At 66.8% G+C, this 25753-nt stretch carries 19 protein-coding genes; 7 read left to right on the forward strand and 12 right to left on the reverse strand.

The features are described from left to right. Positions 1-87: 87 nt before the first annotated feature. A complete protein-coding gene (gene argG, locus ACQR1D_RS01170) occupies positions 88-1425 on the forward strand; it encodes an argininosuccinate synthase (RefSeq protein WP_316238588.1) in 1338 nt (445 codons plus the stop codon). A gap of 219 nt (positions 1426-1644) precedes the next feature. On the opposite strand, the gene ACQR1D_RS01175 is transcribed toward argG, so the two are convergent. From ACQR1D_RS01175 to sdhC, 10 genes are all read right to left on the reverse strand, one after another. Then, the gene (locus ACQR1D_RS01175) at positions 1645-3690 is read right to left on the reverse strand and encodes an OmpA family protein (RefSeq protein ID WP_434893682.1); all 2046 of its coding nucleotides are present in this window, start codon (positions 3688-3690) and stop codon (positions 1645-1647) included. 243 nt (positions 3691-3933) lie between these two features. Further along, positions 3934-4152, reverse strand: a complete 219-nt coding sequence (locus ACQR1D_RS01180; RefSeq protein ID WP_315800846.1) for a hypothetical protein — start codon at positions 4150-4152, stop codon at positions 3934-3936. Next, on the reverse strand, positions 4152-4637 hold the full coding sequence (locus ACQR1D_RS01185; protein ID WP_315800847.1) for a pyridoxamine 5'-phosphate oxidase family protein: 486 nt from the start codon (positions 4635-4637) through the stop codon (positions 4152-4154). The genes ACQR1D_RS01180 and ACQR1D_RS01185 overlap by 1 nt, the downstream gene beginning before the upstream one ends. A gap of 86 nt (positions 4638-4723) precedes the next feature. Further along, the gene (locus ACQR1D_RS01190; RefSeq protein ID WP_316215445.1) at positions 4724-5551 is read right to left on the reverse strand and encodes an FkbM family methyltransferase; all 828 of its coding nucleotides are present in this window, start codon (positions 5549-5551) and stop codon (positions 4724-4726) included. Positions 5552-5670: 119 nt separating this feature from the next. Further along, a complete protein-coding gene (locus tag ACQR1D_RS01195) occupies positions 5671-7626 on the reverse strand; it encodes an ABC transporter ATP-binding protein/permease (RefSeq protein ID WP_434838759.1) in 1956 nt (651 codons plus the stop codon). Positions 7627-7690: 64 nt separating this feature from the next. Then, positions 7691-9841: an ATP-binding protein gene (locus ACQR1D_RS01200; protein ID WP_434838758.1), complete on the reverse strand. Its 2151-nt coding sequence runs from the start codon at positions 9839-9841 to the stop codon at positions 7691-7693. Between the two features lie 116 nt (positions 9842-9957). Continuing rightward, the gene (locus ACQR1D_RS01205) at positions 9958-10740 is read right to left on the reverse strand and encodes a succinate dehydrogenase iron-sulfur subunit (protein WP_315800851.1); all 783 of its coding nucleotides are present in this window, start codon (positions 10738-10740) and stop codon (positions 9958-9960) included. Between the two features lie 48 nt (positions 10741-10788). Then, the gene (sdhA, locus tag ACQR1D_RS01210) at positions 10789-12627 is read right to left on the reverse strand and encodes a succinate dehydrogenase flavoprotein subunit (protein ID WP_315800852.1); all 1839 of its coding nucleotides are present in this window, start codon (positions 12625-12627) and stop codon (positions 10789-10791) included. 3 nt (positions 12628-12630) lie between these two features. Then, the gene (gene sdhD / locus ACQR1D_RS01215; protein ID WP_315800930.1) at positions 12631-13005 is read right to left on the reverse strand and encodes a succinate dehydrogenase, hydrophobic membrane anchor protein; all 375 of its coding nucleotides are present in this window, start codon (positions 13003-13005) and stop codon (positions 12631-12633) included. 20 nt (positions 13006-13025) lie between these two features. Further along, positions 13026-13424 (reverse strand): succinate dehydrogenase, cytochrome b556 subunit, encoded by a 399-nt coding sequence (gene sdhC, locus ACQR1D_RS01220; RefSeq protein ID WP_315800853.1) that lies wholly within the window; start codon positions 13422-13424, stop codon positions 13026-13028. A gap of 555 nt (positions 13425-13979) precedes the next feature. Between sdhC and ACQR1D_RS01225 the strand changes: the two genes are divergently transcribed. After that, positions 13980-14237 (forward strand): hypothetical protein, encoded by a 258-nt coding sequence (locus ACQR1D_RS01225; protein ID WP_315800854.1) that lies wholly within the window; start codon positions 13980-13982, stop codon positions 14235-14237. A gap of 7 nt (positions 14238-14244) precedes the next feature. Here the strand turns inward: ACQR1D_RS01225 and ACQR1D_RS01230 are convergent, their stop codons facing one another. Then, positions 14245-15771 (reverse strand): malonate--CoA ligase, encoded by a 1527-nt coding sequence (locus ACQR1D_RS01230; protein WP_434893681.1) that lies wholly within the window; start codon positions 15769-15771, stop codon positions 14245-14247. A 179-nt stretch (positions 15772-15950) separates the two neighbouring features. Here ACQR1D_RS01230 and ACQR1D_RS01235 point away from each other — a divergent pair, with 179 nt between their 5' ends. After that, on the forward strand, positions 15951-16709 hold the full coding sequence (locus ACQR1D_RS01235) for an SDR family oxidoreductase (protein WP_434893680.1): 759 nt from the start codon (positions 15951-15953) through the stop codon (positions 16707-16709). A gap of 986 nt (positions 16710-17695) precedes the next feature. Here ACQR1D_RS01235 and bamA read toward each other — a convergent pair. After that, positions 17696-20197 (reverse strand): outer membrane protein assembly factor BamA, encoded by a 2502-nt coding sequence (bamA, locus tag ACQR1D_RS01240; protein ID WP_434893679.1) that lies wholly within the window; start codon positions 20195-20197, stop codon positions 17696-17698. On the opposite strand from bamA, the gene ACQR1D_RS01245 reads away from it, so the two are divergent. The 4 genes from ACQR1D_RS01245 (at position 20148) to ACQR1D_RS01260 (ending at position 25742) form a co-directional block, all read left to right on the forward strand. Continuing rightward, positions 20148-20336, forward strand: coding sequence for a hypothetical protein (locus ACQR1D_RS01245; RefSeq protein ID WP_434893715.1), 189 nt, complete (start codon positions 20148-20150; stop codon positions 20334-20336). The two genes, bamA and ACQR1D_RS01245, sit on opposite strands and share 50 nt — an antisense overlap. Before the next feature lie 745 nt (positions 20337-21081). Beyond that, on the forward strand, positions 21082-22296 hold the full coding sequence (locus ACQR1D_RS01250) for an aminotransferase class I/II-fold pyridoxal phosphate-dependent enzyme (protein WP_434893678.1): 1215 nt from the start codon (positions 21082-21084) through the stop codon (positions 22294-22296). 11 nt (positions 22297-22307) lie between these two features. Then, entirely contained in the window at positions 22308-24785 is a 2478-nt protein-coding gene (locus tag ACQR1D_RS01255) for a DNA translocase FtsK (protein ID WP_315800859.1), read from the forward strand. Between the two features lie 168 nt (positions 24786-24953). Continuing rightward, positions 24954-25742: an outer membrane lipoprotein carrier protein LolA gene (locus ACQR1D_RS01260; protein WP_409997877.1), complete on the forward strand. Its 789-nt coding sequence runs from the start codon at positions 24954-24956 to the stop codon at positions 25740-25742. The last annotated feature ends 11 nt before the right edge of the window (positions 25743-25753 follow it).

Genomic DNA, 25753 nt, shown 5'->3' on the forward strand with positions numbered 1-25753 from the left:
ATTAATCGCGTGCCGATCGGGGCGAAATCTGCTATCCGCGCCCGAATTTCTGAACGATACGGCCATCAACACCGGTTGGACTCTCCCATGACCACGATCCTGAAAAGCCTGCCCAAGGGCGAGAAAGTCGGCATCGCCTTTTCCGGCGGCCTCGACACCAGCGCCGCGCTGCTCTGGATGAAGCAGAAGGGCGCGCGCTGCTTCGCCTACACCGCCAATCTCGGGCAGCCCGACGAGTCCGACTATGACGAGATCCCGCGCAAGGCGCTGAGCTTCGGCGCCGAGAAGGCGCGCTTGGTCGATTGCCGCACCCAGCTGGTGCATGAGGGCATCGCCGCGATCCAGTCCGGCGCCTTCCACATCTCGACCGGCGGCATCACCTATTTCAACACCACCCCGCTCGGCCGCGCGGTGACGGGCACCATGCTGGTCGCCGCGATGAAGGAGGACGGCGTCAACATTTGGGGCGACGGCTCGACCTACAAGGGCAACGACATCGAGCGGTTCTATCGCTACGGCCTGCTCACCAATCCAAACCTCAAGATCTACAAGCCCTGGCTCGACCAGCAGTTCATCGACGAGCTCGGCGGCCGCGCCGAGATGTCGGCGTTCCTGACCGCCAACGGCTTCAATTACAAGATGAGCGCCGAGAAGGCGTACTCGACCGACAGCAACCTGCTCGGCGCCACCCACGAGGCCAAAGATCTCGAGAGCCTCGACAGCGGCATCCGCATCGTCAACCCGATCATGGGCGTGCCGTTCTGGCGCGAGGACTGTGTGGTCAAGCCGGAAACCGTCGTCGTCCGCTTTGAGGAGGGCCAGCCGGTCGCGCTGAACGGCCAGACTTTCGGCGACGCCGTGGCGCTGTTCCTGGAGGCGAACGCGATCGGCGGTCGCCATGGTCTCGGGATGAGCGACCAGATCGAGAACCGCATCATCGAGGCCAAGAGCCGCGGCATCTACGAGGCGCCGGGCATGGCGCTGCTGCACATCGCCTATGAGCGGCTCGTCACCGGCATCCACAACGAGGATACGATCGAACAGTACCGCATCAGCGGCATGCGCCTGGGACGCCTGCTCTACCAGGGCCGGTGGTTCGATTCGCAGGCTTTGATGCTGCGCGAGACGGCGCAGCGCTGGGTGGCGCGCGCCGTCACCGGCGAGGTGACGCTGGAGCTGCGCCGCGGCAACGACTACTCGATCCTCAACACCGAGAGCCCCAACCTGACCTACCAGCCGGAGCGGCTGAGCATGGAGAAGGTCGAGGACGCCGCCTTCACTCCGGCCGACCGCATCGGCCAGCTGACGATGCGCAATCTCGACATCACCGACACCCGCTCCAAGCTGAAGCTCTATTCGGACACCGGGCTGCTGTCGGGTTCGGACGGCGCGGAGATCTTCCAGCTCGGCCACGACAAGGGTTGAGCGCCGTCTCCACCGGCGTCGTCCCTGCGAACGCAGGAGCCATAACCACCGGCTGACGTGGTGAGAGCTGGCTGTAGCTCCAACCATCGCAAAACTGGATCCTGGGAGTATGGGTCCGCGCGTTCGCGGGGACGACATCGAGTTGGCCGCGACAGATTGCCTCCAACGAAAAATGGCCGGGATTGCTCCCGGCCATTTTCTTTACTGAGTCGCAGCGCCTCAGCGCGGCGGCGCGACGCCCGGAGGCGGCGGCGGCAGCGCGGCCTGGCCGCCATTCAGCAGCGGCGTGATGCGGCGGACCGTGACGCGCCGGTTGATGCGGCTCGGCCCCTGCGTCTGCTCCTTCAGGTACTGCTCGCCATAGCCCTGCGAGGTCAGGTTCTCGGCCGGCACGCCGAACTGCTGCGTCAGCAGCGTCGCCACCGACTCGGCGCGGCGATCCGACAGCGACAGATTGTCGGTCTCGTTGCCGACCGCGTCGGTGTGGCCCTCGATCAGGTAGACCTCGCGCGGATTGCGCTGGATCGCCTGGTTGAGGCCGTCGGCGATGACCTGCAGCTTCGCCGCCTGCTCCGGTCCGATCTCCCACGATCCGGTATCGAAAGTGATCGTGTTGAGATCGATCGACGGCATCAGCTGGCGCACCGACGGCGAGTAGCGGACCTCGTCGAGCGAGTAACGGCGCTGCACGCGCTCGACAGGCGGGGCCATCAGCGTGTCGTAGATGACATCCGGCGGCGCCTCTTCGGCGTCGACGATGTAGCGGTTGTAGGGGATGCGGATCTCCGGCGGCGGCAACTCGACATAGAAGCCGCCGACCGCAGCCGGATCGCGATAGGTGTTGTCGATGATGATGATCTCGCGGCCGCCGATGTCGCGGCGGATGCGCCGCAACAGCCGGCCGTCGGGCGTGGTGACCGTCACGATCTGGCTGCCGTCGGGACGGATCACGACGGTGCGGGTCTCGCCACGCTCCTGCTGGACGCGGATGTCCCGCGCGCCGTAGCGGAAGCGCTCGAGCTCATCGTGGCGCACGAACTCTTGTCCGCTCGGGTCGCGGACAATGACGCGGCCGGGCTCGTAGATCACCGTGCGACCACCCTCCTGAACCTCGCGGCGCTGGCCGCGGAAGTCTTCCAGCCGCTGCGGCCCGGGCATCGGAGCGCCCGGTGCGATCGGCGTGAGCTGCTGGGGCGTCGGCGGGGGCGGCGCCGGAAGTGGCGCGGCGACCTGCGGCGGCGGCCGATTGGACATGGCCGGGGGACCGGCAGGCGGCACGGCGCCCGGCCCGGCCTGCGGCGCGCCGGCGGGTCCCGGTCCGGGTCCAGCAGCACCGGGACCTGCCCCCGGGGCACCCGGGGCCGTTCCCGGACGTCCGCCGGGCGGGCTGCCAGCGACGGGCGGCGTGCCTTGCTGTGTTGGCGTCTGGGCGGCCGGAGGCGCGGGTGGCGCCGGCGGAGTTCCCGGAGCAGGCGCGACGGTGCCGGCGGGCGGGATCGGAGCCCCTCGCGGCGGGGGTCCGCCTTGCGGGGAACCGGGCGGCGGGCCGCCGGCGCCCGGACGGCCTCCCGGTCCACCGGACGGTGGAGTAGGCGCGGCCGAGGGTTGCGGCGACGGGCCCGCGGCGGGTGGCGGCGAATGGGGCGGTGTTGCGCCAGCCGGAGGCGGCGGGGTTCCTGGCCGCTGATTCGGCGCAGCACTCGGCGGCGGGGGCGGAGCAACCACGGGCGGCGCAGGCGGCGTTGGCCGCGATGGTGCCGCCGCGGGCGGCGGCGGAGCGGGCGGAGTTGCTGGACGCGGAGGCTCGCGCACCACGGGCGGCGGGGCCGGCGGATGCGCCGGAGGCGCTGCGACCGGGGGCGGGGGCGTTGTCGGACGCGGGGGAGCCGCCGGCGGCGGGGGCGCGGGGCGCGGTGGCTCCGCACGGGGTGGCGGCGGGGGAGGCGGCGGCGCGGGACGCGGTGCCGCAGCCGGGGGAGGCGGTGGGGGAGCAGGACGCGGCGGAGCCGCCGCGGGCGGCGGCGCAGGCGGTGCCTGATGGGGCGGTGCAGCGGCCGGCGGCGGGCCAGCCGGCCGCTGAGGCGGGCCTGGCGGTTGACCATGCGGCGGCTGCTTGGGCCGACCGTCCGGGCCGACCTCGCCGCCGGGGCCGCCTGGACCTTGCGCCATGATCATCGGCGCGCTCCGCGCGTGGGAGCCGGAGCTCATCAGTTGCATCGCCGACAGCGCAGTCGTCGCCAGCAGCAGGACGCGAAGTTTGCTCATGTGTCTTGTTTTCCCGGAACGATCTTTTTCAAGCACGGAGAGATCAACGAGTATGGGTTAGGCCGGATTGTGGCGCAGTTCAAATCCGCAGGCGGATTTATTTCGACGCGAAGCCACCACCGCGGGGCCGCCATTCAGGTTTCATTCAGCCTTGATTTTCAAGGGCTTGGCGTAACCGCAGAGATGCGGACCGGCTCGCGGCCAAGCCCTTGGCAGGCGATCATCATGACCGTCCAATCGCGGTCAATCCGTGGCCGGATTCGGTGTGGTGGGACCGAGCGGCCCTCGGCCGGGGATTTCGTCCGGCGTCGGCCCTGGCAGCTCGCGCGGCGGCGCCGGCGCATCAGGCTCGTACACCGGCGGCGGAATGTCGGGCTGCGGATTGCCGACCGGGTCTTCCTGCGGCGGTTCAACCGGATGGCCCGGCGTCGCCGGCGGAATCTCTGGCGGTTCGATCGGCATCACATCGCGACCTTGCGGTTGTCGCCGAGGTCGGGACGCGTGCCGGTCACCGCGGCCGCCGCCATCTTGACGTAGCTCACGACCGTGCCGGGCGAATCCCAGAACTCGGCGTCATCAGGCGTGATCTTCAACAGGCGGATGTTCGGATCCTCGGCGCTGTCCCACCAGGCCTTAGCCGGCGTCGAGAAGAGCTCCCGGATCTTGCCGCGATCGTTGGAGACGGCTGCCGTGCCCGTCAGCGAGACGTATTTCTGGGCTCCGGCGTCCGCAAACGACAGATTGATCTGCGGCGACCGCGCGATCTCCTCGTCCTTGTGACGCCGCGCGTCGGTGAGGAAATAGATCATGTTCTCGTCGCGCGCGAGATAGGCGCTCATCGGCCGTGCTCGAAGCCTGTCACCGTCGCGGGTGACCAGCATCGCAAATCCGATCTTCTTCATCAGGTCCCAAACGCGATCCTGATCGCGCGCGTCGTCATTGCTCATGGCCGGCTCCCTTGATGTCAGGGCCGACAACGCAGCGTGGGGCGCCGCGTTCCGGACGTAGCAAGGAAAGCGGACGGATGCGCGGTTCAGCCGCGCAGCAGCAGCGTGTTGCTGCGGGTGCGGCCGCTCTCGCGGTAACCGCGGCCGAGCATGTCGGCGAGGCAGTCGTTCTGCCATTCGTCGCGCGACAGATGTTCGATGACCACCGCCCGCGGCCACAAGGCGGCAGGCGCGTCACGGAAGAAGCAGGTCAGCACGCGGTCCTCGAAACCTTCCACGTCGATCTTCAGCGCGTCGACCTTGGTCGCTCCGGCCTGTTCGAGGATGGTCTGCAGCCGCAACGATGGGACCTTGAATGCCTCCGCTCCGGCCTCGCCGATCACGATATGGCTGGCGCCGAGATTGTCACCGTCCGTCTCGATCATCACCTCGCCGTCGCTGTCGCCTGCGGCCGCTGCCACCAGCCTGACCTGGGACAGCGCGGACGCAGCACGGTTGAAGCTCAGCCGCGCATGCGTGACCGGATGCGGCTCCACCGCGATCACGAGGCCGTCGGGCCCGACGTGACGGGCCAGCGGCAAGGCGAACGTTCCGACATTGGCGCCGATATCCACCACCACGCCGCCCTGCGGAACGTGGCTGCGCAGGAAATCCAGCTCCTCGCGATTGTAGTCGGGATTGAACAGCGCGCCGCGCTCGGTCGCACTGAGCTGATGGTAGAAGCGGAAACTGGCGCCCTGATAGCCGACGTCAACGGGGCCCGCCCCGAGCACATTGACGACGCGCGTCAACATCGGCCGGAACGCGCCGCGCTTGAGCCCGGAGCCGTGCGCCAGCCGGATCACCAGCGCCTGGGCGGCGTTGGGAGCGAAGGCACCAAAGGGAGGCGGAGAAGGATCGTTGTCGGGCGTCAAGGTCGCGTCCTGGGCTGAAGGCGACGTGTGATAGCCGGTTTCGCTGCGATCTCCAATGCAGGCGGCGTGTCCGCATTGTGTCGTCACCGGGACAGCGCTGCGGCAGGGGCGCGAGGCGCTCAGGCCGCCTTGCGCTGGCGCAGGAAACGTCCGATGAGGCGACGCTTCCCCTTGCGCGGAATGAGGTCGATGTCGCTGACGAGCTTGGCGCCGCCCTTGCGCCGCTCGAGCACGATCTTGCGGCTATGGAAGGCCTCCAGCTCCACCCGGTGCGCCACGCTCACGATGGTCGCCTTCGGCAGCTCGCTCGTCACCATCTCCATCATCTTGTCCTGGCTCTTCTCGTCGAGCGCGGAGGTGGCTTCGTCGAGCACGACGATGTCGGGGCTGTGCAGCAGCAGGCGCGCGAAAGCGAGGCGCTGCTTCTCGCCGCCGGAGAGCGTCTGGTCCCACGGCGCCTCCTCCTCGATCTTGTCCTTGAGATGATCGAGCCCGACCTTGTGCAGGGCTTCGCCGACCTGCGCCACGCTCCAGTCCTCGGCGGCGCCGGGATAGGCGACGGCCCGGCGCAGGCTGCCCGAGGGCACGTAGGGGCGCTGCGGCAGCATGAACAGCCGCCGGTCGGGATGGAAGTCGATGCTGCCGCCGCCCCACGGCCACAGGCCGGCAATGGCGCGCACCAGCGTGCTCTTGCCGGTGCCGGATTCGCCGGCGACCAGGAGTCGCTCGCCGGGATCGACGACGACCTCGGTTTCGCCGACCACGGCGGTGCCGTCGTCGAGCGTCACCTGCAGATCATTCAGACTGAGCATCGCTTCGCCGGCGGTCTCGCCGCGCTTGATACGGCCAATGCCGTCGCCCCGCTCTGCACGCTCCAGCGCGTCGAGCGACATCATCAGCGAGGCGATGCGGCGGGCACAGGCGTTCCAATCCGCGAGACGCGGATAATTGTCGACCAGCCAGCCGAACGCAGTCTGCACGATCGTGAATGCGCTCGCGGCCTGCATCACCTGCCCGAGCGTCATGCTGCCGTCGAGAAATTTCGGCGCGCACAACAGCAGCGGCACGACCGGAGCGATGAGGCTGGAGCCCTGCGACACCAGCGTGGTGCGCATATGCTGGCCGGCGAGCCGCGCCCATTGCTGCAGCACGTTACCGAACGTCCGGTCGATGCCGGCGCGCTCCTCGGTCTCGCCGCCGAGCAGGGCGATGCTCTCGCCGTTTTCGCGGACGCGGGTCAGGGTATAACGGAAATCGGCCTCGGCCTGGTTCTTGTCCTCGGACACCTGCACGAAGCGGCGGCCGATCGTCATGATCGAGCCCGAGGCGATGGCGGCGTACACGATCGCAGCAATGACCAGAAAACCGGGAATGGTGATCTCGGTCGCGCCGAGATGCAACGTCAGCGCGCCGCCGATGGTCCAGAGCACGACGATGAACGTCGCGGCCGACAGCAGCGCAGAGGTCACGCCGGCGATGAAGTCGACCGGCGAATCGGTTGCGACGCGCAGGTCCTCGGCGATCCGGTATTCCGGATTCTTGTGGTCGCCGCTGACGAGATTGAGCTGATAGTAGCGCCCGCTGGTCAGCCAGCGGGTGATGACGCTGTTGGTCAGCCACGCGCGCCAACGCCGCTGGATCGCCATCCGCGCATAGACCTGGGCGACGCCGAGGATGACGCTGCCGATCGCGAGCGGAAAGAAGATCGCGGTGAGATGAAAGACGGTCGCGGAATCGCGTTTCTCGATCGCGTCGAAGATCGACCGATTCCAGACGTTGATGCCGTACTGAAATCCGACAGTCGCAACGATCAGGACCAGCAGCCCGATCGTGAACGCCCACGCCAGACGTTCGCCGCTCCGGCCCCAATAACCGCGGGCGCTGATCCAGAACCGGGTCAGCAGATAGCGCTTGCGCAGTTGCTCGGCCTCTTCGGGCGACAGCTCCGGATCAGGCTCCACCAATTCGGGCGGCGGCGGCTCGACCTCAGCGCCATTCTCGGCCGCGATCTCGATGATCGGCGCCTTCTCGGGCGCCTGTGCCCCCGGCCGCGCGATGTCCTGAACCTGTCCCATGGCGCGATAACAGCAACGCAACCAGAAGGTTCCCGTCCGGGTTCCCGCGCAATGCGTGCCGGTCTCACGGCACCTGCGTGTTCGGCGCCATGGGTGGGGCGCGATACAGCGGCACCGGAACGACCTTGTGCAGCACGCGCGACAATTCCTCGATCGAATAGGGCTTGCGCAACAGCTCGAAGCCATGCGTGCCCTGCTGCACCAGCACATGGCTGTAACCGCTCGCGAGCACGACCGGCACGTTGAGCTCGAGCCGCCTGATTTCCTCGGCAAGTTCCAGCCCGGTCATGCCGGGCATCACGACATCGGTGAAGACGACGTCGAATCGGCTGGTGCCGCCGATCAGCTCCTCCAGCGCGTCCCGGGCGTTGTCGACCAGCGTGGTCCGATAGCCGAGCTCGGCCAGCGCTTCGGTCGCCGACCTGCCGACGTCGATGTTGTCCTCGACCACCAGCACCGACATGCCTCGACCGCCGATCGGCTCGGCATGGCTACCGTCCTCGCCGCGCTGCACCTGGGCTGGAGCGACGCGCGGCAGATAGAGCGTGAACGTCGCGCCGCGGCCCTTCTCGCTCGTGACCCCGACTTCGCCGCCAGACTGCTTGGCGAAGCCGAACACCTGCGAGAGGCCGAGGCCGGTGCCCTGGCCGATGGTCTTGGTCGTGAAGAACGGCTCGAAGATGCGTCCGAAATGCTCCGACGGGATGCCGACGCCGGTGTCCTGGACGTTGATGGCGACATAGCCCAGCGGCGGACGGTCGTGCGGCGCCGCCGGAGTCGGCAGCGCCGCTGCGGGGGCGACGGTGATGCTGAGACGTCCCTGGCCGGCCATTGCGTCGCGGGCATTGACGGCCAGGTTGATCAGCGCCGTCTCGAACTGGCCAGCGTCGGAATTGACGTAGCACGGCTCGTCGGGAACGGAGATCACGACCTCGACGCGTGACCCGACCAGGGTCTTGGTCATGTCGCGCAGGGCGATGACGCTGCGGCCGATGTCGAACACCTCGGGCTTCAGCGTCTGGCGCCGGGCGAACGCGAGGAGCTGCGACGTGAGCTTCGATGCGCGCGCCACCGTATCCGAGATCGCGTCGATATAGCGCTGCCGCCGTTCGTCAGCCAGATCCGGCCGGCGCAACAGGTCGGCCGAGGCCCGGATCACGGTCAGCAGATTGTTGAAGTCGTGCGCGACGCCGCCGGTCAGTTGTCCCAGCGCCTCCATGCGCTGACCGTGCTTGAGCGCATCCTCGGCCTCGAGGCGGCGGGCGGCCTCGACATGCAGGCGCTCGGTCCGCCGCTGGGCAAGGGTCAGGAAGACGATGAGCAGCGCGGTGGCCGGGATGCCGAAGATGAGGTGCCGGCCGATCGTGCCGAGCCAGCGGTTGCGGATGATCGACGTCGCCAGCCCCGCCGAGACGTAGACCGGATAGCCGCCGAGCCGCTGATACCCGACGAGACGCTCGACGCCATCGACCGGCGAGATCTCGGTGACGAGCTGCTCCGCATCTGCGGCCCCGGCGGGAATGTCGCTGGGCCCTGCAGCCGCGCCTCTCCCGCCGCCCGGGAAGCGCGCCAGGATGAGACCATCGAAGCGGCGCAGCGCGAAGTAGCTGCCGGGTGCCCGGCCGATCCGGGCGTAGAAGTGCTCGAAATAATCCGGCAGCACCGAGGCCTGGATGATACCGGTGAAGCTGCCGTCGTCGCTCTGGCGGCGGCGGCTGATGCTGAAGAACGGCGCGCCCTGATAGGGCGGCCGCGGCGTCAACCGCGCGCCGATGAAGGTGCCGATGCTGTCCTTGACGTGGGCGCTGAAGTAGTCGCGGTCGAGGAACGTCATGTCCGGCGCCGGATAGATCATGCTGTTGACCAGCGGCCGGCCATTGGCGTCGAACACCCAGGCGGACTTCATCTGCGGCAGCGCGTCCGACAATTGTCGCAACCGGGCGTGCAGCGCCTGCTCGCGCGCCTTGATGTCGGCATCCGACAGGTCGCGGACGACCTCGTCGATCTCCGAGAGGCTGCGCTCGATGGTCTCGAACACCTTCAGCGCGTGCTCGTGGACGATTTCGAGCGAGCGGCTGATCTCGCGATCGGCCTCCTCATATGTCGTGCCGTGGGAGACGTAGGCCGCGATCACGAACAGAGCGACAGGAAGCGCAAGTGACGCGACCATCATCCAGCGCAGCATCGTCAGCGATTTGCGTTGTGCGGTCTGCACGGTCGCTCCGGCCTCAAAGGGCCACGAGCTTAACGCAATCGACGGCGGCTACAAACTCGCTGCGCCCGGAACTTGTGCCGGTTCCGGGCGCATGATCGGTAAAGCTGTCCGCCCGGCTAGATCTGCCGCTCGACCAGCTTGAACTTGAGTTCCGCGATCGCCTCGGCGGGGTTCAGCCCCTTCGGGCAGGCCTTGGCGCAGTTCATGATGGTGTGGCAGCGGTACAGCCGGAACGGGTCCTCGAGATTGTCGAGCCGCTCGCCGGTGGCTTCGTCGCGGCTGTCCTTGACCCAGCGCGTCGCCTGCAGCAGCGCGGCGGGTCCGAGATAACGCTCGCTGTTCCACCAGTAGCTCGGGCACGAGGTCGAGCAGCAGGCGCACAGGATGCACTCGTAAAGGCCGTCGAGCTTCTCGCGATCCTCGTGGCTCTGCCGCCATTCCTTCTGCGGCGTCGGCGAGGTCGTCTTCAGCCAGGGCTCGATCGAGGCGTATTGCGCGTAGAAATTGGTGAGGTCGGGCACCAGGTCCTTCACGACGGGCTGATGCGGCAGCGGATTGATCTTGACCGCGCCGTCCTTCACGTCGTGCATCGAGCGGGTGCAGGCCAGGGTGTTCTGGCCGTCGATGTTCATCGCGCAGGAGCCGCACACACCCTCGCGGCAGGAGCGGCGGAAGGTCAGCGACGGATCGATGTGGTTCTTGATCCAGATGAGGCCGTCGAGCACCATCGGGCCGCAATCGTTGACGTCGACGTAGTAGGTGTCGACGCTCGGATTCTTGCCGTCGTCCGGATTCCAGCGATAGACCTTGAACTCGCGAACCTCGGTGGCACCGGCCGGCTTGGGCCAGGTCTTGCCACCGGTGATCTGAGAATTCTTTGGAAGTGCGAACTCAGCCATTTCGGAAGGCCTTCTTGGGTTTGACGGTCGGGCTCAGGTCACACGCGATCAGTACACGCGCGCCTTCGGCGGAATGTACTGCACGTCGTTGGTCATGGTGTAGTTGTGCACCGGGCGGTAATCGATCGTCGTCTTGCCGTCCTTGCTGTCGATCCACGCCAGCGTGTGCTTCATCCAGTTCGTGTCGTCGCGATCCGGAAAATCCTCGCGCGCATGGGCGCCGCGGCTCTCGGTGCGATTGACGGCCGAGTCCATCGTCACGACCGCCTGCGCGATCAGATTGTCGAACTCGAGCGTCTCGATCAGGTCGGAATTCCACACCAGCGAGCGGTCAGACACGGCGATGTCGCCGATGCCGCCATACACCTTGTGGATCAGGTTATGGCCTTCCTGCAGCACCTCGCCGGTGCGGAACACGGCGCAGTTGGTCTGCATCACGTTCTGCATGCTCTCGCGCAGCTTCGCGGTCGGCGTGCCGCCGGAGGCATGGCGATAATGGTCGAGCCGGCCGAGCGCCTTGTCGGCGGAGTCCTTCGGCAGGTCCGGCTGCTTGCCGTTCGGCGTCAGCTTCTCCGCCAGTCGCAGCGCCGCCGCGCGGCCGAACACCACGAGGTCGATCAGGGAGTTCGAGCCGAGCCGGTTGGCGCCGTGCACGGAGACGCAGGCGGCCTCGCCCACCGCCATCAGGCCGGGGACGATCGCGTTGTCGTCGCCGTCCTTCTTGGTCAGCACCTCGGCGTGATAGTTGGTCGGGATGCCGCCCATGTTGTAGTGCACCGTCGGCACGATCGGGATCGGCTCGCGGGTGACGTCGACATTGGCGAAGATCTTGGCCGATTCGGAGATGCCGGGCAGACGCTCGGCCAGCACCTTCGGATCGAGATGGTCGAGATGCAGGAAGATGTGGTCCTTCTTCCGGCCGACGCCGCGGCCTTCGCGGATCTCGATGGTCATCGCGCGGGAGACGACGTCGCGCGAGGCGAGGTCCTTGGCGGATGGCGCGTAGCGCTCCATGAAGCGTTCGCCCTCGGCGTTGACGAGATAGCCGCCTTCGCCGCGCGCGCCTTCGGTGACCAGACAGCCGGAGCCGTAGATGCCGGTCGGGTGGAACTGCACGAACTCCATGTCCTGCAGCGGCAGGCCGGCGCGCAGCGCCATGCCGCCACCGTCACCGGTGCAGGTGTGCGCCGAGGTGCAGGAGGCAAAGGCGCGTCCATAGCCGCCCGTCGCCAGGATCGTGGTCTGTGCGCGGAAGCGGTGCAGCGTGCCGTCGTCGAGCTTCAGCGCGATGACGCCACGGCAGACGCCCTGGTCGTCCATGATCAGGTCGATGGCGAAGAACTCGATGAAGAACTCCGCGGCGTGCCGCAGCGACTGGCCGTACATCGTGTGGAGCATCGCGTGGCCGGTGCGGTCGGCGGCGGCGCAAGTGCGCTGCGCCTGGCCCTTGCCGTAGTCCAGGGTCATGCCGCCGAACGGCCGCTGGTAGATCTTGCCGTCCTCGGTGCGCGAGAACGGCACGCCCCAATGCTCGAGCTCATAGACGGCCTCGGGCGCGTTGCGCACCATGTATTCGATCGCGTCCTGGTCGCCGAGCCAATCCGACCCCTTGACGGTGTCGTACATGTGCCAGCGCCAGTCGTCCTGGTGCATGTTGCCGAGCGAGGCCGAGATGCCGCCCTGCGCCGCCACGGTGTGCGAGCGGGTCGGAAACACCTTGGTGATGCAGGCGGTGCGCAGGCCCGCCTCGCTGCAGCCGACGACGGCGCGCAGGCCCGCGCCACCGGCGCCGACCACGACGACGTCGTAGGTGTGGTCCTCGATCGGATAGGCTTTTCCGTTCGTCGCGGGCGCGCCGTTCGCGCTGCCATTTGCTCCGCCGGCCATGGGCTAGACTCCAGTGGACAGTTTGATGAGGGCGTAGATCGAGGCGAGCGCCACGGTCACCGCAAAGAAGTTATTGGCCATGATCGCAACGAGCTTGAGCGGCTCGCTGTGGACGTAGTCCTCGATCACGACCTGCATGCCGATCTTCATGTGCCAGCAGCTCGCGATCACGAACAGCAGCATGATCACGGCGATCGGAATCGAGCCCAGGATCTGGACCGCGCCGGCCTGGTTGCGGCCGAGCAGCATGATCACGACCACGACGACCGGCACGATCAGCAGGGTCATGGCGACGGCGGTGATGCGCTGGCGCCAGAAGTCGCCGGTGCCGGAATGCGCTGCGCCGAGGTTGCGGACGCGGCCGAGCGGGGTCCGCATCGATTTCGCGCGTGCGTTGCTCATCGGCCGCCTCCCACCGCGTAAGCCACGATCCACACCAGGACGGTCAAGGTGATGCCGCCGATCAGGGCACCCCAGGTCAGCGCCTCGCGCTCATTGGGCTTGAAGCCGTAGCCGAGGTCCCAGACGAAGTGGCGGATGCCGGACAGCAGGTGGTGCAGCAGCGCCCAGGTGTAGCCGAACACGATCAGGCGGCCGAGGAAGCTGCCCATGAAGCCCTGGACGTAGGAGTAGGCGCTGGGACCAGACGCGGCGGCGATCAACCACCAGGCCAGCAGCAGCGTCCCGAAATATAGTGCAACCCCGGTGGCGCGATGGACGATCGAGAGGATCATCGTCAGCGTCCAGCGGTAGGTTTGCAGATGCGGCGAAAGCGGTCGTTCGATCCTGGCTGTCATTGGTTGCTTTGATGATTTCTTGTGGGCCGTGAACGCGGGGGGCTTGCGGCCGTGTGGATCGGCAAGGCGGCCTTTATTTACGGAGAAGGAACAGGCGTTGCAACGAACAAATCGCTCAAAATAGAACGCGGATTCAGTACTAGGCGGCCCGAAGGAAAAGGATCAATCGCCGCCGTGGTATACCAGAAACCGATCGCGGCTGGATGCAGCGAACCATTATTCATTGCTACCTCCTCTCCCCGGCCGTTGCCAACGTGGCGGAACAGCTGAATAGCGCCGATCGCCGAGCACTGATTCACCGCTTAACGATGGTCCTGAGCGAGCGGTTTCGCGACAACAGCCAGCGCCATCTGATGATTCTGCAAACCTGCCCGGAGCGATACGCGGAGCAACAACCTGTCTCGGCGCCGGCCCGCGCGGCAGCAAAAGCGCCTCGATCTCCCGCGTTCCTCGCCGCGCACATGGCCCTCCGCCGGTCGATTTTGCCGCATGTCGCCACCCGGCGAAGCAGCCTAGTCTCAACGAGGTGCAACAGACGCGGTGCAGGGAGCCTCGATGCCGCTGCCGACGGTGCGACCGACAGCCACTGAACGCCCGGCGGAACTGCCGGCGCGCAAGGTGTCGTCGCACGAGCCCGTCGAGGAGCCCCTGACCTGCGTGCTCGGCTTCGCCGCCGCCGGCCTGTTCGCCGCCTGTCTCGCGCTGGCCATCCAGCATGAGATTGCCTCGCTCGCCGTGCTCGAATTCGTGCTGATCTGCGCCGCGCCGCCGCTGGCCGCGCTCGCCGGCCTTGCGATCGGACGACGGCGCTAGGCCGTCGTCACTTCGTATAAATGTCCTTGTACTGATCACGCAGCACGTTCTTCTGCACCTTGCTCATCGCATTGCGCGGCAGCTCGTCGACCACGAATACGCGCTTGGGCATCTTGAATTTCGCCAGTCGGCCGTCGAGACCCTCGAGCACCCCGGCCTCGCTGACATCGGCGCCGGGATGGCGCACCACGACCGCGGTGACACCTTCGCCGAAATCGGGATGCGGCACGCCGATGACGGCGGACTCGACCACGCCGGGCATGGCGTCGATCTCGCTCTCGATCTCCTTCGGATAGACGTTGAAGCCGCCGGAGATCACGAGATCCTTGCCGCGCCCGACGATATGGACGTAGCCCTGTTTGTCGATCTTGCCGAGATCACCGGTGATGAAGAAGCCGTCGTCGCGGAATTCCGACTTGGTCTTCTCCGGCATCCGCCAATAGCCCTTGAACACGTTCGGGCCCTTCACCTCGATCATGCCGATGTCGTCGCGCGCGAGCTCCTTGCCCGTCTCGGGATCGGTGACGCGCACCGAGACTCCGGGCAGCGGGAAGCCGACCGCGCCGGGCACGCGCTCGCCCTCGTAAGGATTTGACGTGTTCATGTTGGTCTCGGTCATGCCGTAGCGCTCGAGCACGGCATGGCCGGTGCGCGCGAACCACTCGCGATGCGTATCGGCGAGCAGCGGCGCCGAGCCCGAGATGAAGAGCCGCATGTGGCTGGTCGTCTCCTTCGACAGCCGCGGGTTCTGCAACAGCCGCGTGTAGAACGTCGGCACGCCCATCAGCACGGTGGCGCGCGCCATCAGGTTGATGATCAGGTCAGGATCGAGCTTGGGCAGGAAGATCATCGACGCCCGCGCGAACAGCGTAACGTTGCTGGCCACGAACAGGCCGTGGGTGTGATAGATCGGCAGCGCGTGGATCAGCACGTCGTCCTGGGTGAAGCGCCAGTAGTCGATCAGGGTCAGCGAGTTCGAGGCGAGATTGTCATGAGACAGCATCGCGCCCTTGGAGCGGCCGGTCGTGCCGGACGTGTAGAGGATCGCGGCCAGGTCATCCGCGCCGCGCGGCGCGGTGGTGAACGCTGCATCGGCCTTGTCGGCCGCCTCGGTCAGCGAGCCCTTGCCGGACGCGTCGAGCGTTTCCACCTTGGCGCCGACCTTGGCCGCCAGCGCGCCGATGCCCTCGGCCTTGGCCGGATCGCAGACGACGACCGTTGGCTCGGCGTCGCCGATGAAATAGTCGAGCTCGTTGAGCGTATAGGCGGTGTTGAGCGGCAGATAGACGCCTCCGGCACGCACCGTGGCGAGATAGAGCACGAGGCCGGACACCGACTTCTCGGTCTGCGCCGCCACGCGATCGCCGGGCTTGACGCCACGGGCCACCAGCACGTTCGCCATCTGGCCCGCGCGCGCGATCAGATCGCCGTAGGTGATGCGCTGGCCGTCATGGGTCTCGATCGCGAGACGGCTGGGATCGTCGAGACCGTCGAACAGGCGGGAGAACAGATTGGCGTTGGCGGCTTGGTTCATGCGACATTCCCCTGGAGCGGTGGCCCGCCGGCAGTGCCAGCCTGCGGAACATGATGCTCGACGAAGACGAAAAGGGCTGGGACGGCGGATGGCACCGGCGATGTCGCCAGGGTTGCCGTCTCTGATCGAGGCTGCCTTAGCAAAAACGCCCTTTCAAAGGCAACGGGAGACGCCAAGATATGACCAAAGGGAAACGGATCGCGTGGATCACGGGCGGCGGCACCGGAATCGGCGAGGCCGGCGCGCTGGCGCTGGCGTCCGATGGCTGGACGGTCGTGGTGTCGGGCCGTCGCAAGGCGGCGCTCGACTCCGTGGTGGCGCGAGTCGCGGCGAGCGGCGGCACAGCCGAGGCTGTCGTGCTCGACGTCGCCAAGGCGGCGGACGTGCAGGCCGCCGCCGATGCCATCCTGATGCGGCACGGCCGCATCGATCTCCTCGTGAACTCCGCCGGCGTGAACGTACCGAGGCGGCGCTGGGACGACATGACGCTCGACGGCTGGAACCAGCTCGTCGAGATCAATCTCAACGGCGTGCTGTATTGCATGAAGGCAGTGCTGCCGGCGATGCGCGCGCAAGCGGACGGCACCATCATCAACGTCTCGTCCTGGGCCGGGCGCCACGTCTCGAAGATGCCGGGGCCGGCCTACACCTCGACCAAGCACGCGGTGCTGGCGCTGACGCACTCCTTCAACATGGAAGAATGTGTGAATGGCTTGCGCGCGTGCTGCCTGATGCCGGGCGAAGTCGCGACGCCGATCCTGGAGCAGCGCCCTGTGGTGCCGAGCGCGGAGGAGCAGGCGCGGATGCTGCATCCGGAGGATCTCGGCCGCACCATTGCTTTCGTCGCCAACATGCCGCCGCGCGTGTGCATCAACGAGATCCTCATCAGCCCGACTTGGAATCGTGGGTTCATCCAGACGCCGGGCTACAGGGATTGAGGGGGCTTGCATATCAAACATGCCGAACGTTCCCTACAACGACAGAGGACCTCGGGCCTGGTCTCACGGGATAACCACTGTCGGGCGGGCCTATCACGCGCGACCCCACCGGTGTCGTCCCCGCGAACGCGGGGACCCATACCGCGTGATGTCTGAAACAGGCAGGCGGCCAGTATCGAGCACGACAATTTAGCCCTGTGGTTATGGGTCCCGGATCTGCGCGCTTCGCGCTTGTCCGGGACGACAGTGGAGGTTGGCGCATCGAGCGCCGCCTCCGAAAAGCAGATTGAAATCGTGCGGTCTCATCCTCGCGACACGGTGCGCCCGAGCTGTGCTGAAACTCATCGCCCTCAAACAAACAGAGGGCGCAGGGAAGGCCGGGCGCTGGCCGCGCCCGTGGCCCGCCTGCGAAAGAAAATGCAGGCGGCAGGTACCACAGGTCTGGCCGAACACACCCGGCCCTCCCTGCGCAACGGTTTTAACGGCTGCTTCGCGTTCTCCCTGGTGCGCCGGCTTGCTGGCCACCATCACGAGCGCGACACGCCAGGGCATCGCCACCCGCTTGATATCAGCGTCGGGATATCAGGACCGCGCGACTTGACCGTGCGTGCATCGCCGTTCGTCCGCGCAGACGGATCCACGCTGCAGCCACACACGCCCATCGCATCCCACTGCCAACGTCTCGTGACGGTCGCGACACGCCCCTCATGCGGCAGCAGGGACGCGCGGAAATGTGCAGGTGATTTGCCCGACGGCGCAAGGCCGAATATCGCGACAAACTAACACGACGGGCAGTTTGCGCATGGGAGGGATGCGAGCGACGTCAGGCGATCTCGCATGAGCGATCATGTAGCCGAAGACTGTGCCGCCCGGACGGTCGGCTTCCCTCCCCCTTGCGGGGAGGGGAGCGCACCGTCGTTGCGGCAAGGGCGGCGTCACCGACGGAAAGCGACGTCATAACTGCCCAGAGTTCGTCACGCCCGCCCTCAGAACGACGTGCCGCCGCCGAACCGGAATTCCTGGGTGACGTCGTATTTGCCCTTGGACAGCGGCACCGCGTAGTCGAAGCGGAGCGGGCCGAACGGGGAGGCCCAGATCAGGCCGACGCCGACGGAGGAGCGCACGACCTTGCTGTCGTCATACAGCATGCCGCATTTGCAGGCGGCCGAGTTGACCTCGCCGGTGGCGGCCCAGGAGGTCGGGCCCTGATAGCCCCACAGCGAGCCGGCGTCGGCATAGACGGCGCCCTTGAGGCCGACTTCCTTGGGCAGGAACCAGAACGGCATCTGCAGCTCGGCGGAGGCGCCCCAATATTTGGTGCCGCCCAGCGAATCGCCGGTGGCGCCGAGGCTGCGATAGGTGATGTCGCGCGGCCCGATGCCGTTGGACGCGAAGCCGCGCACCAGCGTCGGGCCCATCTGGTAGTGGTCGAGCATGCGCAGGTCCTTGTCGCCGATCTTGTTCAGCATGCCGCCCTGCAGATGGATGACGCTGACGATATCGGCGACCAGCGGGGTGTAATATTTCGCGTCCACCGCCGACTTCAGATAGCTGACATTGCCGCCGACGCCGGCGAAATCCTGCCGCCAGTCGATCAGCAGGCCGTCGGTCGGGTTCTTGGTGTTGTCGAGCGTGTTGTAGGTAAGAGTGTAGCCGAGCGCCGAGGTCAGCGCGGCGCCGTCATTCAGCTCCTTGCGCACCGCCAGGCTGGATTCGCCGTCGCCGTAGCAGCCATAGCCATAGACGCCGGAGCTGGTCGCGTTGGTCGGATCGACGCCGCCGAGCACGCTCTGGATATAGGCCGGGGTCGGATTGAAGGCGAGCAGGCCGTTGGCGTTGTTGTTGTTGCAGTTCGCCAGATAGGACGGCAGCGTGATCTCCTGCCGGTACAGCGAGTAGCGCAGCTGCAGCGACAGGTCCTCGCGCAGCTGGAAGCCGAGCCGCGGGCTGAAGCCGATCGTGCGCGTGCCGTAGCTCGTATAGCTGTTGGCGAGCTGCTGACGATAGGAGACGTCCAGCCCGAGCGCCACGCGGTAGTCCAGCAGATAGGGCTCGACAAAGGACAGCGACACGCCGCGGGTATATTGTCCGTAGGTGACCGCCGCCTTGGCGTACAGGCCGCGGCCGAGGAAATTGCGCTCGGAGATCGAGACCTCGGCCAGGGCGCCGTCGGTGGTGGAATAGCCGCCCGAGATCGAGAAATCGCCGGTCGACTTCTCCTCCAGATTGACCACGAGGATGACGCGGTCGCTCGACGAGCCCGGCTCGGCGGTGATCTTCACGTCCTTGAAGAAATCCAGGTTCTTCAGCCGGCGCTCGGCACGGTCGACCAGCGCGCGGTTGTAGGCGTCGCCCTCGGACAGATCGAACTCGCGCCGGATCACGTAGTCGCGGGTGCGGGTGTTGCCGCGGATGGTGATGCGCTCGATATAGGTGCGCGGGCCCTCGTCGACCTGGAACACGATCGCCACCGTATGGGCTTCCAGATTGCGGTCGCCGCGCGGACGCACGACGGCAAAGGCGAAGCCGCGGCGCGACGCCTCGATCTGCATCTCCTCGACCGACTTCTCGAGCTGCTCGACGTTGTAGAGCGCGCCGACATTGACGCGCGAATAGCCGCGCAGCGTGTTGGCGTCGAGCGCCGCGACGCTCGACTGGAACTGCACCGAGCTGACGCGGTATTGCTGGCCTTCCTCGATCTGGAACGTGACCAGGAAGCCCTTCTGCCCAGGGTCGTATTCGCTGAGCGCCGCGACGACCTGAACGTCGGCATAGCCGTTCTTCAGATAGAACCGGCGAATCAGGTCTCGATCGGCCTCGACGCGATCGGGGTCGTAGACGTCGTTGTTGCCGAGAAAGCTGAGCCAGTTCGATTCGTGGGTCTTGATCACGTCGCGCAGGCGCGCGGCGGAATAGGCGTTGTTGCCGACGAAGCTGATCGACTTCACGCCGGTCTTGACGCCCTCTTCGATGGTGAAGACGAGATCGACGCGGTTGTTGGGCTGCTCGATGATCTCGGGCGTGACGCGGACGTCGTAGCGGCCGGAGCGGCGATAGATCTCGGCGATGCGCTGCGCGTCGGACTGCACCATCGGACGGGACAGCGTGCCGCGCGGCTTCGACTGCACTTCCGCCGTGAGCTGCTCGTCCTTGACCTTCTTGTTGCCCTCGAAGGCGACGCGGCCGATCACGGGATTCTCGACCACGCGCACGATCAGCCGGCCGCCCTGCCGGTCGATCTTCACGTCGGCGAACAGGCCGGTCTCGACCAGCGCCTTGAGACCGTCGTCGACCTGGCCGGCATCGAGCGTGCCGGCGGGACCCGGCTTAAAGTAGGAGCGGATGGTGTCGGATTCGACGCGCCTGTTACCCTCGACGGTGATCGCGCTGGCGACGGCGGGTGCCGCCGCGGCCATGCGGGGCAGCGAGGAAACGGGCATGGCCAGCAGCATCAGGGCAAGCACGCCCAGCAGTCTCAGACGCATCATCGACGCTCTTTCGAAAGTCAGAGTCCTCGGCGCGCAGACGTTCGTCGGCACGCCACCGGAATCGCTGATGCCCGTCAAAGATGGTCGCGATGCGCCGATCACGTTTCGTGAAATGTCTGATGATGCTGGATGTGACTGAGTGTTTCCGGTCAGACAAGATTCTCGGGCCAACCGAGCGGCAGAGGGCATGAGCAGCTAATAAGTGCGTCGCCCGCGCTGCGACCGGAAAGCCACGGCTGAGACGGACATCTCCGTTAAGCAATTGGTCCATCCACGCCGCACTCGGTGGCTTCCGAAATCAAATTCTACAAATCTTCGGAAGTTGGCAATACAAGGGAAAAACCAGGGTGCTAATTGACCATCACCCGAACTAAGCCCCCAAGTAGTTCGGCCAAGGCCCGGTGCGCGCAGATTCCCATTGATATTCCGGCGCACCGGGCCGCCCGTTTTTGTCATCTGCGGCGGTGCTTATGAATGCGCCCTCTCCCCTTGTGGGAGAGGGCATGTATGAGCGTGCGGCAGGCGCGGTTGAGTGAGGGGTATCTCTTCACAAGTTCAGCCCGCGGAGAGAACCCACCCAACCGCGCTCGCGGATGGGCCAGCGATGCCCTCTCCCACAAGGGACGAGGGCACCGTATCGCACAGCGCGCTGGCGGCCGCTTGGGCCTAGCCAAATGAGACGGTTCCCCGCCGCCCCACCCGAATCACCACAATGTCCGCCGCTGTTGCGAAATTGCCTCTGGATCGGGGCGGGAAAACCGATCAAAACGGGCCGCAGCGCCGATGGTTAATCGCGTCTTAACCTCGCCCCACCTATGGTGACCACACAGGCACCGGTTCATGGGCGATCGGCGGCTTCCACTGGTTTGGCGCGCGTTTTACGTATGGCAATGACCGCTTCATCCCCCGCGCCCGCTGGCGCCAGCCATTCGGAGAGCGAACGCTCGCCGTTTGCGCGGCTGAACGAGCTGCTCGCCCCGTACAAGCCGGGCAAGCCGATGATCACACTCGCCGTTGGCGAGCCGCAGCATCCGGTGCCGGACTTCGTCGGACCTGTATTGGCCCAGCACATCGCCGAGTTCGGCCGCTACCCCGCGGCCAAGGGCATCGAGCCGTTCCGCAAGGCGGCCGCCGGCTGGCTGTCGCGCCGATTCGCGCTGCCGCGCGCTGTTGATCCCGAGCACGAGATTCTGGTCCTGAACGGCAGCCGCGAGGGCCTGTTCTTCGCCGCCCATGCGGCGCTCCGCCATGTCGGCCCGCGCCGCGGACGGCCCGCGATCCTGATGCCGAACCCGTTCTATCCGGTGTATGGCGTCGGCGCCCGCACCGCCGGCTGCGAGTCCATCTATCTGCCGACCACGCGCGACAACGGCTTCCTGCCCGATCTCGATGCGATCGACGAGGCGACCCTGGCGCGCACGATCGCGTTCTACCTCGCGACGCCGGCCAACCCGCAAGGCTCCGTGGCATCAGCGGACTATATGCGCAAGCTGGTCCGGCTCGCCAACGCCTACGGCTTCCTGATCTTCAGCGACGAATGCTATTCGGAGATCTACACGAAGGCGGCGCCCGGCAGCATGCTGGAGCATGCCGGGCCCGACTACACCAATGTGGTCGCGTTCCAGTCACTGTCGAAGCGCTCCAACGTGCCGGGCATGCGGATCGGCTTCGCCGCCGGCGACCGCCGATTCCTCGCGGGCTTTCACGAGCTGCGCAATGTCGCCGCGCCGCAGGTGCCGGTGCCGCTGCAGCACGTGGCGGTCGCCGCCTATGCCGACGAGGCCCATGTCGAGGAGAACCGGCGGCTGTACCGCGCCAAGTTCGATCTCGCCGACCAGATCATCGGCAACCGCTATGGCTACAGGCGGCCCGATGGCGGCTTCTGCGTCTGGCTCGACGTCGCGGACCACGGCGGCGACGAGGAGGTGACGTTGCGGCTGTATCGCGACGCCGGCGTGCGCGTGGTGCCCGGCAGCTACCTGGCGCGGCCGCAGGCCGACGGCTTCAATCCGGGCCTCGGCTACATCAGGCTGGCGCTGGTGGCCGATGCCGAATCCACCGGTGAGGCGTTGCACCGGCTGGTCGAGGTCCTGGGATAATCGCGGGGCTGATGCAGATGCCGGCGATCGAACGAGTCATTCCCCTGGTCAACCACCTGCCGACGTCGCTGCGCGACGCGCTGGTGCGGCGGCTGCGCGAGCTCGCGGGCCTCTGCCTGATCGCGCTGTGCGGCGTGGCCGCGGCGGCGCTGATGACGTGGTCGGTGCAGGATCCCAGCCTGAGCCACGCCACCTCGCGCGCGATCCGCAACATCGTCGGCTATCCCGGCGCGATCAGTGCCGATCTCCTGATGCAGATCCTCGGTCTCGGCTCGATCATGGCGATCCTGCCGCTTTCGATCCGCGGCTGGCGGATGATGACGCACCGGCCGTTCGACCGCGAGGCGCTGCGCTTCGGCGCCTGGATTCTCGGCGCCGTCATCGCCGCCGGCTTTGCCAGCTGCTGGCCACGCTCCCATGCCTGGCCGCTGCCGACCGGTCTCGGCGGTGTCGTCGGCGATGCCCTGGTGCGCGCACCGGCCGTGGTGTTCGGACCGCCCGGCGTGATCTATCGGCTGGTGCTCGGCGCCCTTCTTCTGGTGGCGATGATCGGCTGCCTGCTGGTGGCCGGCGGCATGGGCGCGAAGGAAGCCGACCCGAGCCTGCTCGCCGACGAGGACGACGACACGCCGCTGGCCGACCCGGAGGATGACGACGACCGCAAGGCGATCCGGCTCGGCTGGGTGTTCCATGCCATCATGAGCGCCAAGGCCCAGGTCGTCTGGTTCCTGAGCACGGCCTACCGCGCGCTGGTGTCGTCAGGACCGCAGCCGCGCGCCGCCGCCGCAGGCCGGCAGGAGCCGAGCCTCGGCCGCGGCCAGGGCAAGCCGACGCTCGCGCCCGAGATGGACGAGGACGGCGGCGACGAGGAAGAAGCCGAGGAGGGCGAGGACGAAGAAGAGGAGGAGGAGCCCGCTCCGAAGTCGCGCAAGAAGCCGGCGCCGAAGACTCCTGCGAAAAAGTCCAACGACAAATACGACCTGCCGTCGGTCTCGATGCTGGCGGCGCCGAAATCGTCCGACCGCCAGCCGCTGTCGAAGAGCGAGCTGGAGGCCAATTCGCGCGCGCTGGAAGGCGTGCTGCAGGATTTCGGCGTGCGCGGCGAGATCGTCAAGGCGCATCCCGGCCCGGTCGTCACGCTGTACGAGCTGGAGCCGGCGCCCGGCATCAAATCGTCCCGCGTGATCGGCCTCGCCGACGACATCGCCCGCTCGATGAGCGCGCTGTCGGCGCGCGTCGCCGTCGTGCCCGGCCGCAACGCCATCGGCATCGAGCTGCCCAATGTGCACCGCGAGAAGGTCTACTTGCGCGAGCTGCTGGTCGCCAAGGAGGCGACCGAGAGCGTCGCCAAGCTGCCGCTCTGCCTCGGCAAGAACATCGGCGGCGAATCCATCATCATCGATCTCGCCCGCACCCCGCACATGCTGATCGCCGGCACCACCGGCTCGGGCAAGTCGGTCGCGATCAACACCATGATCCTGAGCCTGGTGTATCGGCTGCGCCCCGATCAGTGCCGCCTCATCATGGTCGACCCGAAGATGCTCGAGCTTTCCGTCTATGACGGCATCCCGCATCTCCTCACGCCCGTCGTGACCGACCCGAAGAAGGCCGTGGTCGCGCTGAAATGGGCCGTGCGCGAGATGGAGGAGCGCTACAAGAAGATGGCCAAGCTCGGCGTGCGCAACATCGACGGCTACAACGCCCGTCTCGGCGAAGCGCGCGCCAAGGGCGAGGAGCTGACCCGCACCGTCCATACCGGCTTCGACAAGGAGAGCGGCAAGGCGATCTACGAGGAAGAGAAGCTCGACCTCGATCCCCTGCCCTACATCGTCATCATCGTCGACGAGATGGCCGACCTGATGATGGTCGCCGGCAAGGACATCGAGGGCACGGTGCAGCGCCTCGCCCAGATGGCGCGCGCCGCCGGCCTGCACGTCATCCTGGCGACGCAGCGTCCGTCGGTCGACGTCATCACCGGCACCATCAAGGCCAACTTCCCGACCCGCATCTCCTTCCAGGTGACGTCGAAGATCGACAGCCGCACCATCCTGGGCGAGATGGGCGCCGAGCAGCTGCTCGGCCAGGGCGACATGCTCTACATGGCCGGCGGCGGCCGCATCAGCCGCGTGCACGGCCCGTTCTGCTCCGACGAGGAGGTCGAGAAGGTGGTCAAGCATCTCAAGGCCCAGGGCTCGCCGGAATATCTCGAGGCGGTCACCGCCGAGGAGCCGAGCGAGGAGGATGGCGCCGTGTTCGACGCCACCGGCATGGGCGGCGGTGGCGGCGGCGACGACCTGTTCTCGCAGGCGGTCGCCGTGGTCAAGCGCGACCGCAAGGCCTCCACCAGCTACATTCAACGGCGGCTGCAGATCGGCTATAACAAGGCCGCTTCGCTGATGGAGCGGATGGAACAGGAAGGCATCGTCGGCCAGGCCAACCACGCCGGCAAGCGCGAGATCCTGGTGCCCGAGGAGGAAGGCGGGTTCTGACGGCCCGATGGCCGCAGAAACGCCGCTTCGGTGCCCGATCTTCACGCGATTACGATCACGCTGCCCGGCCGAACCGGGATAGAACGCGTAAAACCTCAGGACGTCGTTTTGAAAAGCTCCTTGTTGAACAGCACGTTTTCGTATCACGCAGCCTGGCGCGGGCGCCGGATCGGCGCCTGGCTGGTCGCCTGCGCCGTGACGACATGCTCCATCGCCGGAGCGTCCGGTCACGCCGCCGCGCAAGGCACGCCGGCTCCGAAATCAGGCCCGAAGAGCGGCTCCCAGCTCAGCGCCTCCGACCAGCAGCGGGCCGGCCAGAGCCCCTCGACCACCCAGACGGCCCCGCCCAATCCGGTCATTCCCGATCCCCGGCGCAACGTGCCGGCCAGCATCTTCACCTCGTTCGACGCCAACCAGAAGGCGCAGGCGGCCAAGGTCAGCGCCTATCTGTCGTCGCTGCAGACGCTGGTCGGGAATTTCGTCCAGGTCGGCCCGGACGGCAGCAAGACCAAGGGTGATTTCTACATCCAGAAGCCCGGCAAGGTCCGCTTCGAATATGACCCGCCGACCCCGATCGACATCATCGCCGACGGCTCCTCGCTGGTGGTGCGCGACCGCAAGCTCGCCACCCAGGACGTCTATCCGCTGTCGCAGACGCCGCTGCGCTATCTCTTGTCCGACCGCATCGACCTGTTGAAGGACACCAACGTGATCGCGGTCGCCGCCGACGACCTCTACGTCACGATCACGATCGAGGAGAAGCAGGCCCTGATCGGCACCAGCCGGCTGATGCTGATGCTCGGCGCCAAGGACGGCCAGCTCAAGCAGTGGACCGTGACCGATCCGCAGGGCTACGACACCACGATTGCCGTCTACAATCTCGATACGACCAAGAAGCTCGACCCGGCGATGTTCAAGATCGACTTCACGGCCTACCCGTCGACCCCGCCGGGCTGACGCCGCTTCCC

It is taken from the genome of Bradyrhizobium sp. HKCCYLRH2047 (assembly GCF_051168175.1).
GTDB lineage: Bacteria > Pseudomonadota > Alphaproteobacteria > Rhizobiales > Xanthobacteraceae > Bradyrhizobium.

Coding starts and splice junctions, on each gene's coding strand:
- argG (WP_316238588.1), top strand. CDS start 88: ATGACCACGATCCTGAAAAGCCTGCCCAAGGGCGAGAAAGTCGGCATC.
- ACQR1D_RS01175 (WP_434893682.1), bottom strand. CDS start 3,690: ATGAGCAAACTTCGCGTCCTGCTGCTGGCGACGACTGCGCTGTCGGCG.
- ACQR1D_RS01180 (WP_315800846.1), bottom strand. CDS start 4,152: ATGCCGATCGAACCGCCAGAGATTCCGCCGGCGACGCCGGGCCATCCG.
- ACQR1D_RS01185 (WP_315800847.1), bottom strand. CDS start 4,637: ATGAGCAATGACGACGCGCGCGATCAGGATCGCGTTTGGGACCTGATG.
- ACQR1D_RS01195 (WP_434838759.1), bottom strand. CDS start 7,626: ATGGGACAGGTTCAGGACATCGCGCGGCCGGGGGCACAGGCGCCCGAG.
- ACQR1D_RS01205 (WP_315800851.1), bottom strand. CDS start 10,740: ATGGCTGAGTTCGCACTTCCAAAGAATTCTCAGATCACCGGTGGCAAG.
- sdhA (WP_315800852.1), bottom strand. CDS start 12,627: ATGGCCGGCGGAGCAAATGGCAGCGCGAACGGCGCGCCCGCGACGAAC.
- sdhD (WP_315800930.1), bottom strand. CDS start 13,005: ATGCGGACCCCGCTCGGCCGCGTCCGCAACCTCGGCGCAGCGCATTCC.
- sdhC (WP_315800853.1), bottom strand. CDS start 13,424: ATGACAGCCAGGATCGAACGACCGCTTTCGCCGCATCTGCAAACCTAC.
- ACQR1D_RS01225 (WP_315800854.1), top strand. CDS start 13,980: ATGCCGCTGCCGACGGTGCGACCGACAGCCACTGAACGCCCGGCGGAA.
- ACQR1D_RS01230 (WP_434893681.1), bottom strand. CDS start 15,771: ATGAACCAAGCCGCCAACGCCAATCTGTTCTCCCGCCTGTTCGACGGT.
- ACQR1D_RS01235 (WP_434893680.1), top strand. CDS start 15,951: ATGACCAAAGGGAAACGGATCGCGTGGATCACGGGCGGCGGCACCGGA.
- ACQR1D_RS01245 (WP_434893715.1), top strand. CDS start 20,148: ATGGCCAGCAGCATCAGGGCAAGCACGCCCAGCAGTCTCAGACGCATC.
- bamA (WP_434893679.1), bottom strand. CDS start 20,197: ATGATGCGTCTGAGACTGCTGGGCGTGCTTGCCCTGATGCTGCTGGCC.
- ACQR1D_RS01250 (WP_434893678.1), top strand. CDS start 21,082: ATGGCAATGACCGCTTCATCCCCCGCGCCCGCTGGCGCCAGCCATTCG.
- ACQR1D_RS01255 (WP_315800859.1), top strand. CDS start 22,308: ATGCAGATGCCGGCGATCGAACGAGTCATTCCCCTGGTCAACCACCTG.